Consider the following 15,683-nt stretch of genomic DNA (forward strand, 5'->3'; position numbering starts at 1 on the left):
GGCGTCATACGCCCTTACGCAACCCTGGCCTGCCTGCGCCGTGCTTCTTCACGCACCGCCGGAATGATCCACCGCCCATAATCCACGGTGTCATACAGCGGGTCATACCCCCGGTTCAAAAACGTCGTCACGCCCAAATCCACGTAATCCAACAACGCCTGCGCCACCGTCTCCGGCGTGCCGACCAAGGCGGTGGTGTCGCCATAGGCGCCAACGGCCGTGGCGGTTGGCATCCACAGTGCACGATCGTGACGATCACCCCGTGCCGCCGCCGCGAGCAAACGTTCCGAACCGGTGCCCTTGATGCGCTTTTGCCACGGGCTGCCGGCTGCGAACTGCGGGTTGGCCTTGATCTGTGCGAGGATCTGTTCCGCACGCTGCCAGGCCAGTTCTTCGGTCGCGCCCAGGATCAAGCGCACCGACAAACTCACCCGCGGCGCTGTAACCCCCGCCGCCTGTGCCGCGGCCTTGAGCTTGGCAATCTGCTCCGCCACGCCATTCAACGGCTCGCCCCACAGCGCATACAAGTCTGCGTGTTTCACCGCGATCTGGTAGGCGATGTCCGATGAGCCGCCAAACGAGATCGGGATGTGCGGCTGTTGCAGCGGCTTGACCGGTGAAAAGGCTCCCTTGATGTTGAAGTACTTGCCCTCGAAATCGAAGGGTTCCTCCGCGGTCCAGGTGCGTCGCACGATCTGCAGGTATTCATCGGTGCGTTGGTAGCGCTCGGTCTTGTCCAGCAGGAAGTCACCTTCCTGCGGCTCGGCGGTGATACCGGTGATCGCGTGCAGGCGAATACGCCCGCCGCCGGTGGTGTGGTCCAGCGTGGCGAAGGACCGCGCAGCGACGGTCGGCGCCGTGAGGCCCGGACGGTGGGCGATCATGAAGCCCAGCCGCTCGGTATGCGCCGCCGCGTAGGCGGCGATCTGCAAGCTGTCGGCGCTGCCGGGGCCGCTGGCGATGAGCACGCGGTCGAAGCCGGCATGTTCATGGGCGCGGGCGTGGTGACGGATAAAGTCGAGGTCGAAATCCGGGCTGCGCACGCCACGGGTTTCGGACCACTGGCGGGGGAAAATCATGCCGACAAATTCAATGGACATACGGTGCTCCTGGATCAGAATTGATAGTCGACCTGTGCCAGCAAGGTGCGGCCAGGCATGGGTTGCAAGAAGGTATTGGTGGAACCGGCCAGGCCGCTGACGAAATTCAGTTCATTGGTCAGGTTCAGCACGCGCAAGGTGGTGCTCCACTGCGGCTGGCGGTAATACACGGCGAGATCGAGGTTGTATTCGTCGGGGATCTTCACCGTCTTGCTCAGGTTCAGGTACCAACTGCTGGTCCACCAGCCGGAGAGTTCGGCACCGAAGCCAGAATCGAAGCGATAGTCCACGTAGCCGCTGGCGGTGTACTCAGGAATCTGTACCGCGTCGTAACGCCCGGAGGGCCGCTGGTTGAGGCTGTTGTTGTCGCCAAACACAGTGCCGTTGTCGGGAATGAAGCCTGCTGAAGCAAAGCCCGCCTGTGAGGTGAACTCGTTGTAGGCGTTGAGCTTGGACAGGTTCAAGCCGCTGCGCAGGTGGTCATCCGGTTGGTAGCGCACGGTGGCTTCCACGCCCTTGATCATCAGCCGGGCGATGTTGTTATTGCTGTCGGGTGCCTGGTCGCGGGCCTGCTTGAACGCGGCCAAGGTCATGAACAACTGGTTGGGCACGGCTTCGACCTTGACGCCGACTTCGTGCAGCACACTCAGGCTCTGGAATGCCAGCGGGTTGAGTTGGTTGGCACCGGTGCCGCTGCCCCAACCCAAACCGTTGGAAAAGAACCCGGTATTGACCGCCAGCGAGCGGTCGAAGGTGTAGTACAGCGTGGTGTTTTCGGTGGGCTTCACGTAAGGGCTGACTTGAAATGCAAATAGCCGGTAGTTGTCGCTGTCCTTGCGCCTGTTGCCGCCTGCGAGCACGAACGGGTTGTCGATTTCGGCCTGGATCCAGCTGCGGCTGGCGCCAATGTTCAGGCCGAAATACTCGCCGTACTTGAGGTTGTGCTGGCTGAACAGGGTCTTGGTGGTCCAGGTGCTTTCAGCGGTGTAGGGCGCTACGGATTCGGTGTACAGGCCATGCCCTGCCGCGTACATCGGCGGCAGGTTGAGCCAGCCGTAGTTGTTGGAGTATTGCGGCACCCCGGGTTGGCCGATCCACGCAGCATTGCCGCCAGCAGGGTTACTGCCGTCCAGGCCGAGCAGGTCGCCGGGGTTCTTGCCGGAAGGATTCTGGGTCAAGTCGTAGGCGTTGATGGTTGAGCCAAAGCTGTTATTGGCGGCAATCGATTGGTTGAATTCGCGGCGGTAGATCAGGCCGGTGTTGCTGTCGTCGCGCAGGGTCCAGCCGCCCAATCGGGTTTCATTGCGTGAGCGAAACTCGAAACGGTTGTCGAAAATGTTGTCCTTGGACTGCACCTGGAACGCGCCCACCGCGTCGGTGATGTCCTTGGAGCGTTCATAGAACGTGCTGTTGGCCACGGTAATGCTCGGCGACAGGTCGGCCTCGATGCGCAGTTGCGTGGTAAAGCGCCGCGAGCTGCTTTCATCCTCCTTGCGCTGCCCGGTCTGCGACGACAGCGACTGTTCGCCATTGCCGGCCAGCGTCGGGTCATACACCCAACCGCGCAGGCTGCCGGGGTTGGTCTGGGTGTTCGGCGAGGCGGCCTGGAAGCTGCCGTCGACCACGCTGTATTGGCCTTGTGCATTGCGCTGGCGCTTGACCCAGCCCAAGGTCGGCGCGTCTGCAGCGCCGGACGCCAGCACCGGTGACCATAGGGTGTTGCCGTTCTGGATGATGGGCGTGGCACGGCCGGCGTAGTACTTGCCGTGGTCCACCAGGTTCTGCGTGGCGCGGTTCCAGCCGTGGGTGATGTTGTAGTCGTAATAGTTGTCGTAGCTGGCGTTCCAATCGACGCGAACGTTGTCGTTGCGCCAGGCGAGGGCGCCGTAGAACGCATCGAAATTATTGTCGACGTTGTCGTAGAAATCCTGCTGGCGCTGCTTGGTGATGCTGACGCGGTAGGCCAGGTTGTCGCTCAGCGGGCCGGTGTTGTCGAGGCTGAATTTATTCGAGCTGCGTGACGTGCCGTCCGGCACCCATGACCCCAATTCACCGCTGAGTTTGGTCTTGAACTCATTGAAGTTCGGTTTTTTGCTCAGGTAATTGACGTAACCGCCGCTGCCGGACACTGAGCCGTAGGTCACCGAGGATGGGCCAGCCACGATATCGGCGCCTTCATAGGCGTTGAAGTTGGCCGGATGGCGCACCGCATAACCGCGCTGGCCGTCCTGGAAAATCTCCGAACCCTGGGCGCGGAACTGCGGGGCGATCCCGGCGTTCTGGCCGCCGCCACGGGTGATGCCAGGTGCGTATTTGACCAGGTCATCAGCGCTGTGGATCGAGCCGTTGGCCAATTGCTCGGCATTGATCTGCACCACCGAGCGTGGGGTGTCGAGCACTTTGGTTTCGGTGCCGCCGTACACCGAGGTCGGCGGCCGGGTGGGCAGGGCGTCGTCATCCGACTCGGCGCTACTGGCTTGCACCGTCACGGTCTGCAGTTGGGTATCAGCGGCAAAGGCCTGCAGCGGCAGGGTTGCGGCCAGCAACAGGGTTAAACGCAAGGCGATAGCGTGCATGGCAGAAATGCCCCATAAAAAAGAGTGAAGGGCGCACGACCCTCGTAGGAGCCGGCTTACCGGCGATGGCGTCCGTTTGATCGGCGCAGGGCTTGAGGGCCCCACCGCCGGCAAGCCGGGCTCCTACAGAGGGGGGGCGGTTTCATTGGGTCAGGCCGTGTCTTTGAGCCAGAGCTTCTCGAATCGCCAGGTGCTGAACAGCGACTCTTCGGCCTGGATGCCACCCACGCGGGTCGATACGCTGTCGAGCAGGTCGGCGTAGCCCCAGATCAACATGCCACCGCGTTCGTACTGGATCTGCTGCACCTGATGCACCAGGGCCTTGCGTTTTTCCAGGTCGGGCTGGGCCATGGCGGCAAGGAACAGTTCACTGAAGTGCGGGTCGTTGAAGTGGGTCTTGTTTGACACCGCAAACGGCGCGTCGGTGTGTATCGCGCTGGCCAGAAACGGTGCGCCAATGCTGCCGCCAGTGCTCAGGGTCCAGTCGTTTTTCAGCGGGCCCTGGAAGGTGGCAAGGTCGACTTGTTTGACCTTCAGGGTCACGCCGATGCGCTTGGCTTGTTCGGCAAGGACCAGCGCTGAACTCAAACCCTGTCCCGGTGTAGTGATCAATTCCACCTCGAGGTTTTCCTGGCCGGCGTCCTTGAGCAATTGCGCTGCGCGTTGCGGGTCGTAAGCGCGTGGGCCGAGGCTGTGGTTGAAGGTCGGATCGCTGGGTGCATACAAGTCGTTGGCTACGCGACCCTGGCCGTTCAGCGCGCGGCGTACCAACTCCTCCCGGTCCGCCAGCAAACGAAACGCCTCGCGTACCCGTGGGTCGTTGAACGGCGGCTTTTCCAGGTTCATGTCGAAGGACAGCCAATTGCCAGACACCGACTTGATCACCTGCAGGCGCGGGTCTTTTTGCAGGATCGGCAATTGCTCGGTGGGCAGCACATTGGCCATGTCGATCTGCCCGGCACGCAGGGCGGCGAGGCGGGAGACTTGGTCCTTGAAGTCGATGATTTCAAGTTCATCCGCGTAGGGCTTGCCGTCTTTGTAGTAATTCTCAAAGCGGGTGAACAACGAACGCTGGCCGGGGGTAAAGCTTTTCAACTTGTAGGGGCCGGCACCCACCGGGTTGGTGACTGGATGGTAATCCACCGGGACGATGCCGCCGAAGTTGACCCAGGTTTCCGCCAGCGGCATGTAGCTGCGGCCTTCGCGAAAGCTCAGGCGCACGGTGCGATGGTCCAGCTTGACCAGATTGTCGCGATCCACCCAGTGCAACAGCGCAGCATAGGGCGAAGCCAGTTGCGGGTCGGTGAGGCGGCGGATCGAGAAGATCAGGTCGTCGGCATCGATGGTCTTGCCGTTGTGGAACTCCAGGCCCGGGCGCAGGCGCAGGGTCCAGGCGCTGGCATCGGCATTTGGCTCGGCCAGTTCGGCCAGGGCCAGGCGCGGTTGCATGTGCTCGTCCCACTCCCACAACTTGCTGTACAGCGCAAACCCGCGAACGATGCCGCTGCCCACCGGTTTATGCGCGTCCAGGTTGCCGCTCTGGTTGCCGTCGAGAATGCCCAGGCGCAAGCGTCCGCCATAACGCGGCTGGTCGTTGCCGGTCACGCCGGCCGGTGTGTCGCTCGGGCCGCAGCCGGTCAGCAGCAGGCCACCGCCGACGGTGGCGCTGTAGCCGAGAAAGTCCCGGCGGCTCAGCAGAAAGGTCATGGTCTCAGGCTCCGCCGTTGGCCGAATGCAGCTCGCGCAGCGGCTCCTGGGGTCGGCTCAGCTCGACGCGCTCGCTGCGAAAATGCGGCAGGATGTGCTCGCCGAGGCGATAGGCTTCTTCCAGGTGCGGGTAGCCCGCGAGGAAGAACAGGTCGATGCCGATGCTGTTGTACTCGCGAATCCGCGCCACCACGTTCTCGTAGCTGCCCACCAGTGCGCAGCCCGGTGGAATGCCGATATAGCCGAAGCCGGTCCACACATTCGGGTGAATGAAGAAGTCGTCGAAACCCTGGGCTTCGTTCTTCTCGGCAAAACCCTGTTCGTAGCTCAGTTTGCGCGCTGTGCGCAGCCCGGCATGCGCCGCCACGGCCTTGACCGCGCCACGGGCGATGCCTTCGTCGAAGAAACGCTTGGCCTCGGTGCGCGCCAGCGCTTCGGTCTCGCGAGTGATCACGTCGATTGACAGGCCGAAACGGATGTCGGTACGCCCCCATTTCAGTGCGCGCTGGCGCAGGTCGGCGATCAGCGCGGCGATTTCATCCGGATGCTCGGCGCGCATCAGGTAGAAGTCGGCGTGCTTGGCGGCGAATTCCCGTGCGGCAATCGACGAACCGGCGGTGCAGATCAGCGGCAGCTCGGCCTTCTTCAGCGGCCCACGCAGGCCGCCGCCGTCGGCTTTGTAGAATTTTCCATCGTAGTGGAAGGTCTCGTTGTGCCAATAGCCCTTGACCACGTCCATGAACTCGGTGGCGCGTTCGTAGCGTTCATCGTGCTCGCTGTAGTCACCGACCTGGCGCTGGATCGCGTCCGAGCCACCGTTGATGATGTTCCACACCAAACGATTGCCGGTGGCGCGCTGGTACGTCGCCGCTTGTTGCACAGCGACCCAAGGGGTGTAGTGGTAGGGCTGGAACGCAGTGACGAACTGCAGGGTGCGCGTCTCGCGGGCCAGCAATGAGCAGACGGTCCAGGGTTCTTCGCCGGTCGGCGCATTGACCATCAACGCACCGCCAAACCCATTGATCTCGGCGGCCTTGGCAATCTGGCCCAGGTAGTCGATGTAGGTAAAGTGGTCGCCCACGCTGAACCCGGAGACTGCACCGGTACTGTTGGCGCCGCCACGGTGCCAGTCGCCCCGGTTACGCGGATCGCCGGGCAGGAACTGGGTTTCGCCGTGCAACGGCAGGCGGGTGAAGAATTCGATGCTCATGAAGCCTCCTGCCTACTGGGCGGTCGGGGCGCAGATCGGGGTGATCGTCTGGTCGTTGATGACTTTGTGGGCGAACGGGATCGAGTCCTTGAGCGACGCATTGACCGTCGCGCTGTGGCCCAGGCCTTTGTACAGATGGCCTTCCACCACGGAGCCGGCGTTGCAGGCGTCCTGCATCAGCTTCACCTGGGTCGCGGCGGCGGGGGTGGTGTCTTCGGCGCCGGTGCCGATGAAGATCGGCTTGGAGGTCTTCAAGGTCGGGTACGAAACCTGCGCCAGCCACGGCGCGAGCTGCTTGCCCTTGTAGTCTTTCTTGGTGTTGGCGATGCTCAGGCCGAGACCTTCTACGTCGCCTTCCAGGGCGAACAGGCAACTGGTGCGGGCCTGTTCGAAGATCGGCAGCGCCTTGTCGGTGTAGAAGTCCGCCGGGTTGATGCTCGGGTCGTATTGCTGGGCGGCAAGCAAGGTGTAGAAGCCGTAGGCCAACGTCGGGTCGACTTTGTTGCGCACTGCCTCACTGGGGTTTTTCGCGTAGTCGAGGGTGTAGATCACGCCGGTGCCGATGCTGCCCTTGACGCCCAGGTCCGGCGCATAGGTTGCCGCGTAGGCCGCCGCGGCAAAGGCGCCCGCGCCCCCCTGGGACTGACCGACGATCAACACTTTATCGGCCAGCCCTGGTACCCCGGCCACCACAGCCTTGGCGGCGTCGAGGATGCCGTAGGCGGCCATACGGCTGTTGAGTAATGGGTGGCCACCGGGCACGCCAAGGCCCTGGTAGTCGGTGGCGACCACGGCAAAGCCTTCTTCCAGCCAGCGGTTGAGGTAAGCCACGTCACGGTAGGAACGGCCCTGCCAGGACGGCGCGCACACATCCGCCACGCCGACGGTGCCATGGCCCCAGCTTGCCACCGGCCATCCGCCGGCAGGTGGCTTGCCTTTAGGCAGGAACAAGGCGCCGGAGACCACGATGGGCGTCTTGTTGTCGATGCCGTCGGTGGAGGTGTACAGGATGCGCCGGGCACTGGCGGCATTCGCCAGGCTGATGGTGCTATCCAGCGGCTCGCTGCGCAGCAATTTGCCGGGAACGGCGGGAATGGCTTGTTCCCAGGTGTAGAACGCCGAGACGCGACCATCGCCTTGCAGCGGGTCGGGCTTGGGTGCATACACGTCAGCCGCGAACGCACTCATGGACAAGGCCAATACGCTGAGGCCGAAAGCGAAGGAATGGGGCAGTTTCATCAATCATTTCCCTATCAAGGATTCGTGCTGACCTGGCCACGCAGGGCCGGCCAGTAGTCGGTGAGTTTCAGGTCGATCAGGGCCTGGTGGGTAAAGCCGGTAGCCAGTGACGGGCCGATGTCATAGGTGTCGCGAATCAGGTGGTTGGCCAGCGCATAGGCCGTCAGAGCCTGGTAATGGGCCTTGAGCTGCGCATCACTTTTTGGCGCCCAGCGTTCTTTCCAGGCCACCGGGTCGTTCTGGTCGTCGCGACGCAGCACGCTTTCGGCGGTGCCGGCGCGGGAGGACAGTTGGTAATAGGCGTCCTGGTTCTGCGGCTGAGAAATCCACCACGCGGCCTTGACCCAAGCGGTGGCCAGCAGTTGGGTGATCTGCGGATACTGTTTTACAAAGGTGTCGGTGCCCCACAGGTCAGAGACCAATCGCCAGTCGTTGCTGCCTTGCTTGGTCGACCAAATGATCTTGCCCACACCTTTGTCTTCCAGTGCATAGGCCTCGCTGAGCAGCACTGCTGCATCGACCTTGCCGGCCGATACCGCCGCCGCGCCCACCTGTGGGTTGAGGTTGGCAATCTTGAAGTCATCGAGTTTCAGGCCCTTGCTGGCCAGGAAGTTGCTGAACGCAAACTCCCACGGCCGGCCACGGTGCAGGGCCAGGCGTTTGCCCTTGAGGTCTTCGATGGTCTGGGCGCTGGAGCCTTCGGGCACCACCAGATAGATGTTGTTGCCGCTGCCGCCGGGCACGATCAGCTTGCCCGGCACACCACCGGCTCCCGCGATCACCGATGGCAGGTCGCCGCGAACCGCGAAGTCCAGGCTGTTGTTGCTGAAGCCTTCGTTGATCTGCGGGCCGGCACCGGCGTGGGGCAGGGCGATCCACTCGAGTTTCACCCCGCGTTCGCGCAATTGCGCTTCCAGCCAGCCGTCCTCGATCACGCGCCCGGCGATGCCGCCGAATACCGGCTTGCCGCCTTGGGTGTAAGCGACGATGGCGATTTTCACTGAGGCCGGTGCGGCCTGAATGGCGGTACTCGCAAAAAGGGCGAACAGGGCGGCAATGCAGCTGCGCCATACATTTTTCATGGGGCTTCTCCCTACTTGAATTGGCAATCCCCTGTAGGAGCCGGCTTGCCGGCGATAGCGTCCATTTGAGCGCTGCAAGGCTCAGGGGCCTCATCGCCGGCAAGCCAGCTTCTACACGGGGATCGTGTTGGCAGGGAGAGAGCAGATTGCATGCCAGTCGCTGTAACAATCGCTCTAGACCGCGTACTACAAGGGTTTCAGCGGTGGTGACAGGGAGGTGATCCTGTCTCGGCTGCTGATGTGCAAACACGCAAGTGCTGGCCGATTGCTGCTCCAGCAGCAGTCAAGGGCAGGGGTGTTGGTATATTCTAAATTGGTATATATAAATATTAATTAATAATTAAATGGTATAGAAAACTTCATGCACTATTGAGCACGCGCTTTTACTGCCAGGAATGCACCATGTCGCTGATCACCCATCCCAATGCCCGCGAATTGACCAAGTCGGTGCGTGCCACCGTGCTGGTCTTCAAGGACCCGCGCTCCCAGGAATTGCTGGCGCGTATCGAGCGCCTGGCCCCCAGTGAAGCCAACACCTTGATCATTGGCGAGACCGGCACCGGCAAGGAATTGGTCGCACGGCATATCCACAATCTGAGCCGTCGCGGGCGTGAGCCCTTTGTGGCGGTGAATTGCGGTGCGTTTGCCGAAACCCTGGTGGAAAGCGAACTGTTCGGCCATGAAAAAGGCGCGTTCACCGGTGCTACCACCCACAAGGCCGGCTGGTTTGAAGCGGCCAATGGCGGCACGCTGTTCCTCGATGAGATCGGCGATTTGCCGCTGAACATGCAGGTGAAATTGCTGCGGGTTTTGCAGGAGCGTGAAGTGGTGCGTCTGGGTTCGCGCACGCCGATCCCGATCAATGTGCGGCTGGTGGCGGCCACCAACGTCAACTTGGCTGACGCGGTAGTGGCCGGGCATTTTCGCGAGGACTTGTTTTACCGTCTGCACGTCGCAACCATCCGCCTGCCCCCGCTGCGCGAACGGCCGGGCGATATCCTGCCGCTGGCCGAATTCTTCCTTGAAGAACACTGTCAGCGCCTGGGATACAACCGCGCAAGCCTGAGCATCGAGGCCGAGCGCAAGATGCTCGAACACAGCTGGCCGGGCAATATTCGCGAGCTGGAAAACGCCATTCACCACGCCTTGCTGGTGTGCCGCAACCAGCGCGTGCAACCGGCGGATCTGCATTTGGTGGACATGCGCTCTTCGGGCATTCGCCAGGACCAAGCCAGCCACGCGCCGCCCGCCCTGAGCGGTCCGGTCGACCTGGAAAGTGCGCTGAACGCATTGTTCGAACAGAACATTCCAGACCTCTACGAACACATCGAGGAAACGATTTTCCGCGCGGCTTATCGCTACTGCCACGGCAATCAATTGCAGACCGGCCGCCTGCTGAATATCAGCCGCAATATCGTGCGGGCCCGCCTGGAAAAGATCGGTGAACTGGGCAAACCGGTGTTACTCGACGGCCAGTAATGCTAGGTTTTCGGACTTCGCTGACCGCTCGAGGGTTCGACGTTGATTCGACTTGCTGACTACATCGCCGTTTTTTCCGATTCTGCCCTGGCGCCCTGGGCTGACCTTACGCCCTGGGCGCTGGTCACCCAGGCGCCCGCCATCGTTCGCCAATTGCTAGCCGAACTGCCGGCCGACGAGTACGTCATCCAGGATGAAATCGCGGTCCACCGGACTGCCACCGTCGAGGTCGGTGCCTTGCTCAAGCCGCCATTGATTGTCGGTGCGCATTGTTTCATTGCCAGCGGTTCACTGCTGCGTGGCGGTTGCTGGCTGGATGAACACTGCATCATCGGCCCCGGCGCTGAGTTGAAGACGTCCTTCGTGTTCAGCGGCAGCAAGCTGGCGCATTTCAACTTTGTCGGTGATTCGGTGTTGGGGCAGGTGATCAATCTGGAAGCGGGGAGCATCGTCGCCAACTACCGCAATGAGCGCGATGACAAAGAAGTGTTGGTACGAGTGGACGGGGCATTGCAGCGCACCGGTTGCGATAAGTTTGGCGCGTTGCTCGGTGACCAGTGCCGGATCGGCGCCAATGCGGTATTGGCGCCCGGTGCGCTGCTCAAGCCTGCCAGCGTGGTGGGGCGCGGGCAGGTGTTTGATGCAGAGAAAGACTAGAAGTCGGCGATAAACTGCACGCCGCCGACGACTGCGCCGGTGGTTTGCGTCAGCCCGCCGGGGTACTTCACGTATTGCAGGTTGGGCCGCACCATCAGCCATTTTGTCGCTTGTACGCCGTAGTTGATTTCGTAGCTGTATTCGCGACGCTGTTCGGGCACATACAGCGGGTCGTCGAGGGCGGTCACGCCATTGGCAGCGTTGAGCATCTGCGTGTTACGGGTATAGCGGTCACTGACCTGCAATTTAGACGCGCCTATGCCAACGGTGTCGTGCGGACGTGAGTCAAACGGGCCGCGGTAGATCAGGCCGACCTGGATCAGGTTTTTGATCACGCTCTTGTCCGGATCATTCATCGTCAGGTTGGCAAACAGGTTGAGCCCGCGCTTATTGTTGCCGTCGATCGTGGTCAACTGCTGCTGGCCCGACAGCCACCAACCGTCATTGCTGGAATACATCCGATAAGGCTTTTGCGACTGGCGGCAAAGTTACCGTCGGCGTCCTTGAGCATGTCCTTGGTATTGGCGTTGTCGTAGTAGTAACCCACGTGGTATTCGGAACTCAGCCCGGCAACCTGGCCTTTCCAGATGGCCTCGATGGGAAAACTGGTGCCCTGGGAGCCGCTGATGAAGGGTTTGAAGCCATTGCTGGCTTCGGCATTGCCAGGGTTTTTGTCATAGGCACCCACTTGCACCGCGAACTCATCGGTGAACTGGTACTTGGCACGCACCGCCCACTGGCTGATGGGGAAGCTATTCCATACGCCGTTCCAGTTGCCTTCCTGGGAGCCGCACAGGGTCACGTTCTGGAATTCACAGGGGAACTGATCGAAGTCTTCGCCATGGCCGAAGCGCCCCAGTTTCAAGGCGAATTTGCGCTCGAAGAATTTCTGCTCGTACCAGAACTGCGAAAGCCGCCAGGCATTACCGCCGCCAAACACTTCCATGGTGGAGGTCAGTCCGGTGGCGTTCGGCTGATGCACGCGGTCGTTGGTGATGTCTTTGCCGTGACGCTCGCCGATGCCGATGCGAAAGGTCGCGTCCTGCCAGCCGAGCAGTTTTTGCAGGTCCATGCTCACACCGAGAATCAACTGGTCGCTCCAGCGTGCGGTGGTGTGCGAGTTGTAGCCGCCGCCGAGGTTGGAACCGACCTCGCCGACATATTTGAGGGTGAAGTCATAGCCTTGCTCGGCCAGTTGTGGACGCAGGCCGTTCCAGTCGCCGAGCATGGCGGGTGAGTTTGGGTCCAGCAAACCGGCGCTGTGGGCGCAGGTCGACATGGCGCTGCAGAGCAGGGCCAGGGGGAGGGTGGTGCGCATGGAAAAGCTCCTGGGATTGTTGTTTTTATTGGGGTGGAACTCGAACTTCAGGCACACAGAGGCCCCTGTGGGAGCGGGCTTGCTCGTGAAAGCAGTGGTTCAGGCATGAATCCTGTGTCTGACACACTGCATTCGCGAGCAAGCCCGTTCCCACATTGGAACTGTGGTGGTTGGAGGAGCGGGGTGTTACTGCAGGTTTACGTACAACCCGCCATCCACCAGCAACGAGGCGCCGGTTACGTAGCGCGCCATGTCCGAGGCCAGGAATACGATGGGCCCGGCCACATCATCCGGCTCACCTAGGCGACCCAGCGGCGTGCGCGCGGTCATGTAGGCGAGTTTTTCCTCATCGGCCAGGTCGTCCTTGTTGATGTCTGTGGCGATGGTGCCCGGCAGTACCGAGTTGCAGCGAATGCCGTACGGTCCCAGGGCAATTGCGCAGGATTGCATCAACGAATGCAGGCCGGCCTTGGTGGGTGTGTAGTGGGTCTGCATGCCGCCGCCGACCAGGGCGCTGATGGAGCTGACGGCGATGATCGCGCCGCCGCGACCCTGGTTTTTCATCTGGTTGGCCGCCGCCTGTACGGCGAAATAGGCACCGTTGAGGTTGGTGTTGACGGTTTTCAGGTAGACCTCGCGGGGCATGTCGAGGAACGAGTGGAACGGGCAGATACCGGCATTGTTGACGAACACGTCGACGCTGCCGAAGGCTTTTACTGCGCCGGCCACCAGCTTGTCGCCGGTGTCCGGGTCGGCGGCGTCGCCGCCCACTTCGATGGCCTGGCCGCCGAAGGACTTGATCTCCTCGATCAACGAATACGCAGCCTCCGTACCTTGGCCGCTGCCGCTGTGGCCGATGACCACGCGGGCCCCCTGGCGCGCACATTCACGGGCGGCGGCGCGGCCGATGCCACGGGAGGCGCCGGTGATGATCACGGTTTTGTCTGCAAGCAACATAAAAACTCTCCTTCAAGAAATAAGCGACATCAGCCCAGGTAATTGCCGTAGCCGACCATGGCGATTGCGCCGAGGATCACTGCGATACCCGCCACCAGCACGCCTTTGTTGGCAGTACTGGTGCCGTGCCATTCGCGGAAATACAGGCCCCAGCAGTTGGACACGATGATGATGAATGACATGTGCAGTACCCAAGAGCTGGCGTCGTTCTGCAGGCGGCTTTCGCCCATGCCGTAGAAGAAAAACTGCAGAAACCACAGGGTGCCGGCAATCGCCACCAACAGGTAGTTGCCCAACAGTGGGGTGCTGCGGTCGGTGTAGTTATGGAAGGTGCGGTTGCGCCAATTCAGCCACAAGCACCAGATACCGTTGGTGGTGAGGCCGCCCCACATGATCACCATGAAGGTCACGTTGTTCTGGAACAGACTGTTGGCGCCGTGCTCTACAGCAGCGGCGGCCAGCGGTCGTCCGGCGGAAATGCCGTAGCTGAAACACGCACTCAGTACTCCGGAGATCACCGCCACCAGCATGCCCTTGCCCAGGGAGAATTCGCTGACACTGGCGAACTTCACCGCCTGGGGCACTTCTCGTTCCTTGATCAGCCCGGCCTTGCCGCACACTGCAATGCCGACCAGCGATACGGCCACGCCCCACAACACCCAATGCCCGCCTTGCGAGGCCAGCATCGAGGTCAGCGTACCTTCGGTCTCCGTGGTGAAGAGGTCGCGGTACAGCGCCGGCATCAATGCGCCGAGGGCCGAGGTGAGGCCCATGATCAGCGACATGCCCAGGGACAAGCCGAGGTAGCGCATGGTCAGGCCAAATGTCAGCCCGCCGATGCCCCACAACACGCCGAACAGGTAGGTCCAGAGCAGGGTGCTGGTGTCGGCGTTGCGCAGGATGTCCACCCAGCCGGGCACCGTCAGTTGCGCCGCGATCAGCGGCACGATCAGCCAGGACACCAGGCCGCCGGTGATCCAATAACTTTCCCAGGCCCAGCCGCGGACCTTCTTGTAAGGGATGTAGAAACTGCCGGAAGCGAAGCCGCCGATAAAGTGCAGAATCACACCAAGGAGAATGATTTCCACGTAGTCGAATCCTTTTTTTATTGTTGTTGTGCGTCGGTTGGATCAGGGGCGCGTCAGTTGGAACATGGGCAGCAGGTCAACACTGATCGGCGAGGCGTCTGCGTGGCTGGGCATGATGTCCTGCATGTAGGCCCACCAGCGCTGCATCAGTGCTGTACCGGGCAGTTCGTCCAGGCCGTGGACGTCTTCGTGGGTCAGCACGGCGAACAGCGCATTGCCCGGTTTATCGAAGAAAATCCGGTAATCCACCACACCCGCATTGAGCAAGGCCTGGGCCAGTTCGGGCCAGATGTCGTCGTGGCGCTTGCGGTATTCATCGGCCTGGCCGGGGTTGAGGTTCATGCGAAAGGCACGGGTCTGCATTACGGCGCTCCATGGTTGGGCGTGTAGATCCGCACCGCGTTGTGCAGGAAGAATTTGGCTTGTACAGCCTCGGGTTTACCGGCCACGCAGCGCTTGACCAGGCCCAGGGTGGTGGCAAAATCCGCCAGGTGATCGCTGTTGGGCCAGTCGCTGCCGAAAAAGCAGCGGTCTTCGCCAAAGGCTTCCCACAACACCGCCAAGCGATCGTTATAGAACGCCGTGTCGGTGATCAAGCCTTGAGGGCCGAGCTGGGGAATCTCCGCCAGTTTGGCGAACAGATTCGGGCGTTCGGCCAGGCGCAGCAGGTCGGCGTGATAGGCCGCTTCTTCGCCTGATGGCACCTGGGCGTTGGGCAGGTGGTCGATGATGATGCGCAGCTCGGGCAGCCTATCGCTCAACTGCAACAGGCCTTTGATAAGACGCGGATTTGGGTTGGCACTGTCCAGGCCACGGCCGCTGGCGGCGAGTTGGCGCAGGCCGTCGATAAAGCCCGGGCGCGCCTGGTCTTGCAGCAGGTCGCGATCCCACAGGTTGCCGTAGCGCAGGCCGAGAAACAGCGGCTCATTGACCAACGCGTCGAGGTCGACGGCAAAGCTTGAGTGCAGCGGATCCAGGTTGCCGACAAAGCCAAGCATGCGCGGTTCGCTGCGCAGGATGTCGAGCAGCCAGCGGTTATCGTCGCGCCACGGGCTGGCTTCCACGGCAATCGCGCCGACCACATTGTGCGGCGCGGCCAGGGCCCAGTAATCCGTCGGCAGGTGCGCGGCATACAGCCGGTTACCAGGTTCAGGCCATGGAATGCCCTCGGGGCGACGTGGGTCGAACAGGTGCAAATGGCTGTCGATGATCGGGCCGCTGTAGGCAGTCAGGGGCATGACGCAGTCCTTATCAAAAGCAAATTCGGAGG

14 protein-coding genes are annotated in these 15,683 nt (G+C 61.7%); 2 read left to right on the top strand and 12 right to left on the bottom strand.

Translation table 11 applies throughout. From position 1 onward, the window contains the following. Nucleotides 1–14 precede the first annotated feature (14 nt). The 6 genes from U367_RS0105320 to U367_RS0105345 all read right to left on the bottom strand — a co-directional run bounded on the left by U367_RS0105320 (nucleotide 15) and on the right by U367_RS0105345 (nucleotide 8,914). Nucleotides 15–1,100 (bottom strand): LLM class flavin-dependent oxidoreductase, encoded by a 1,086-nt coding sequence (locus tag U367_RS0105320; protein ID WP_028615999.1) that lies wholly within the window; start codon nucleotides 1,098–1,100, stop codon nucleotides 15–17. Nucleotides 1,101–1,114: 14 nt separating this feature from the next. Continuing rightward, nucleotides 1,115–3,676: a TonB-dependent receptor plug domain-containing protein gene (locus U367_RS0105325; protein WP_028616000.1), complete on the bottom strand. Its 2,562-nt coding sequence runs from the start codon at nucleotides 3,674–3,676 to the stop codon at nucleotides 1,115–1,117. A 150-nt stretch (nucleotides 3,677–3,826) separates the two neighbouring features. Continuing rightward, on the bottom strand, nucleotides 3,827–5,383 hold the full coding sequence (locus U367_RS0105330; protein WP_028616001.1) for an ABC transporter substrate-binding protein: 1,557 nt from the start codon (nucleotides 5,381–5,383) through the stop codon (nucleotides 3,827–3,829). Between the two features lie 4 nt (nucleotides 5,384–5,387). Next, complete coding sequence (locus U367_RS0105335; RefSeq protein ID WP_028616002.1) at nucleotides 5,388–6,593, bottom strand: LLM class flavin-dependent oxidoreductase; 1,206 nt, start codon at nucleotides 6,591–6,593, stop codon at nucleotides 5,388–5,390. A 12-nt stretch (nucleotides 6,594–6,605) separates the two neighbouring features. Further along, nucleotides 6,606–7,832, bottom strand: coding sequence for an alpha/beta hydrolase family protein (locus U367_RS0105340; protein ID WP_028616003.1), 1,227 nt, complete (start codon nucleotides 7,830–7,832; stop codon nucleotides 6,606–6,608). A 14-nt stretch (nucleotides 7,833–7,846) separates the two neighbouring features. Next, nucleotides 7,847–8,914: an ABC transporter substrate-binding protein gene (locus tag U367_RS0105345; protein ID WP_028616004.1), complete on the bottom strand. Its 1,068-nt coding sequence runs from the start codon at nucleotides 8,912–8,914 to the stop codon at nucleotides 7,847–7,849. A 402-nt stretch (nucleotides 8,915–9,316) separates the two neighbouring features. Here U367_RS0105345 and U367_RS0105350 point away from each other — a divergent pair, with 402 nt between their 5' ends. Both U367_RS0105350 and U367_RS0105355 read left to right on the top strand, forming a co-directional pair. Next, a complete protein-coding gene (locus tag U367_RS0105350; protein ID WP_028616005.1) occupies nucleotides 9,317–10,393 on the top strand; it encodes a sigma-54 interaction domain-containing protein in 1,077 nt (358 codons plus the stop codon). Between the two features lie 42 nt (nucleotides 10,394–10,435). Beyond that, nucleotides 10,436–11,050, top strand: coding sequence for an LbetaH domain-containing protein (locus U367_RS0105355; protein WP_028616006.1), 615 nt, complete (start codon nucleotides 10,436–10,438; stop codon nucleotides 11,048–11,050). Here the strand turns inward: U367_RS0105355 and U367_RS1000000132515 are convergent. From U367_RS1000000132515 to U367_RS0105380, 6 genes are all read right to left on the bottom strand, one after another. Next, a complete protein-coding gene (locus U367_RS1000000132515; protein ID WP_050587837.1) occupies nucleotides 11,047–11,508 on the bottom strand; it encodes a carbohydrate porin in 462 nt (153 codons plus the stop codon). The genes U367_RS0105355 and U367_RS1000000132515 overlap by 4 nt on opposite strands. Next, nucleotides 11,460–12,368 (bottom strand): carbohydrate porin, encoded by a 909-nt coding sequence (locus tag U367_RS1000000132520; protein WP_050587838.1) that lies wholly within the window; start codon nucleotides 12,366–12,368, stop codon nucleotides 11,460–11,462. The genes U367_RS1000000132515 and U367_RS1000000132520 overlap by 49 nt, the downstream gene beginning before the upstream one ends. Before the next feature lie 186 nt (nucleotides 12,369–12,554). After that, nucleotides 12,555–13,325 (bottom strand): SDR family NAD(P)-dependent oxidoreductase, encoded by a 771-nt coding sequence (locus tag U367_RS0105365; RefSeq protein ID WP_028616007.1) that lies wholly within the window; start codon nucleotides 13,323–13,325, stop codon nucleotides 12,555–12,557. 29 nt (nucleotides 13,326–13,354) lie between these two features. Beyond that, a complete protein-coding gene (gene rhaT, locus U367_RS0105370) occupies nucleotides 13,355–14,413 on the bottom strand; it encodes an L-rhamnose/proton symporter RhaT (protein ID WP_028616008.1) in 1,059 nt (352 codons plus the stop codon). Nucleotides 14,414–14,455: 42 nt separating this feature from the next. Further along, nucleotides 14,456–14,776, bottom strand: coding sequence for an L-rhamnose mutarotase (gene rhaM / locus U367_RS0105375; RefSeq protein WP_028616009.1), 321 nt, complete (start codon nucleotides 14,774–14,776; stop codon nucleotides 14,456–14,458). Then, the gene (locus tag U367_RS0105380; RefSeq protein ID WP_028616010.1) at nucleotides 14,776–15,651 is read right to left on the bottom strand and encodes an amidohydrolase family protein; all 876 of its coding nucleotides are present in this window, start codon (nucleotides 15,649–15,651) and stop codon (nucleotides 14,776–14,778) included. Before U367_RS0105380 ends, rhaM begins: the two co-directional genes overlap by 1 nt. Nucleotides 15,652–15,683 lie beyond the last annotated feature (32 nt).

Origin of the sequence: Pseudomonas canadensis (assembly GCF_000503215.1) — a bacterium.
Classification (GTDB): Bacteria; Pseudomonadota; Gammaproteobacteria; order Pseudomonadales; family Pseudomonadaceae; genus Aquipseudomonas; species Aquipseudomonas canadensis.

Excerpts from the sequence above, each read along its gene's own strand:
- U367_RS0105320 (WP_028615999.1), bottom strand. The coding sequence starts at position 1,100 with ATGTCCATTGAATTTGTCGGCATGATTTTCCCCCGCCAGTGGTCCGAA.
- U367_RS0105325 (WP_028616000.1), bottom strand. The coding sequence starts at position 3,676 with ATGCACGCTATCGCCTTGCGTTTAACCCTGTTGCTGGCCGCAACCCTG.
- U367_RS0105330 (WP_028616001.1), bottom strand. The coding sequence starts at position 5,383 with ATGACCTTTCTGCTGAGCCGCCGGGACTTTCTCGGCTACAGCGCCACC.
- U367_RS0105335 (WP_028616002.1), bottom strand. The coding sequence starts at position 6,593 with ATGAGCATCGAATTCTTCACCCGCCTGCCGTTGCACGGCGAAACCCAG.
- U367_RS0105340 (WP_028616003.1), bottom strand. The coding sequence starts at position 7,832 with ATGAAACTGCCCCATTCCTTCGCTTTCGGCCTCAGCGTATTGGCCTTG.
- U367_RS0105345 (WP_028616004.1), bottom strand. The coding sequence starts at position 8,914 with ATGAAAAATGTATGGCGCAGCTGCATTGCCGCCCTGTTCGCCCTTTTT.
- U367_RS0105350 (WP_028616005.1), top strand. The coding sequence starts at position 9,317 with ATGTCGCTGATCACCCATCCCAATGCCCGCGAATTGACCAAGTCGGTG.
- U367_RS1000000132515 (WP_050587837.1), bottom strand. The coding sequence starts at position 11,508 with ATGTATTCCAGCAATGACGGTTGGTGGCTGTCGGGCCAGCAGCAGTTG.
- U367_RS1000000132520 (WP_050587838.1), bottom strand. The coding sequence starts at position 12,368 with ATGCGCACCACCCTCCCCCTGGCCCTGCTCTGCAGCGCCATGTCGACC.
- U367_RS0105365 (WP_028616007.1), bottom strand. The coding sequence starts at position 13,325 with ATGTTGCTTGCAGACAAAACCGTGATCATCACCGGCGCCTCCCGTGGC.
- rhaM (WP_028616009.1), bottom strand. The coding sequence starts at position 14,776 with ATGCAGACCCGTGCCTTTCGCATGAACCTCAACCCCGGCCAGGCCGAT.
- U367_RS0105380 (WP_028616010.1), bottom strand. The coding sequence starts at position 15,651 with ATGCCCCTGACTGCCTACAGCGGCCCGATCATCGACAGCCATTTGCAC.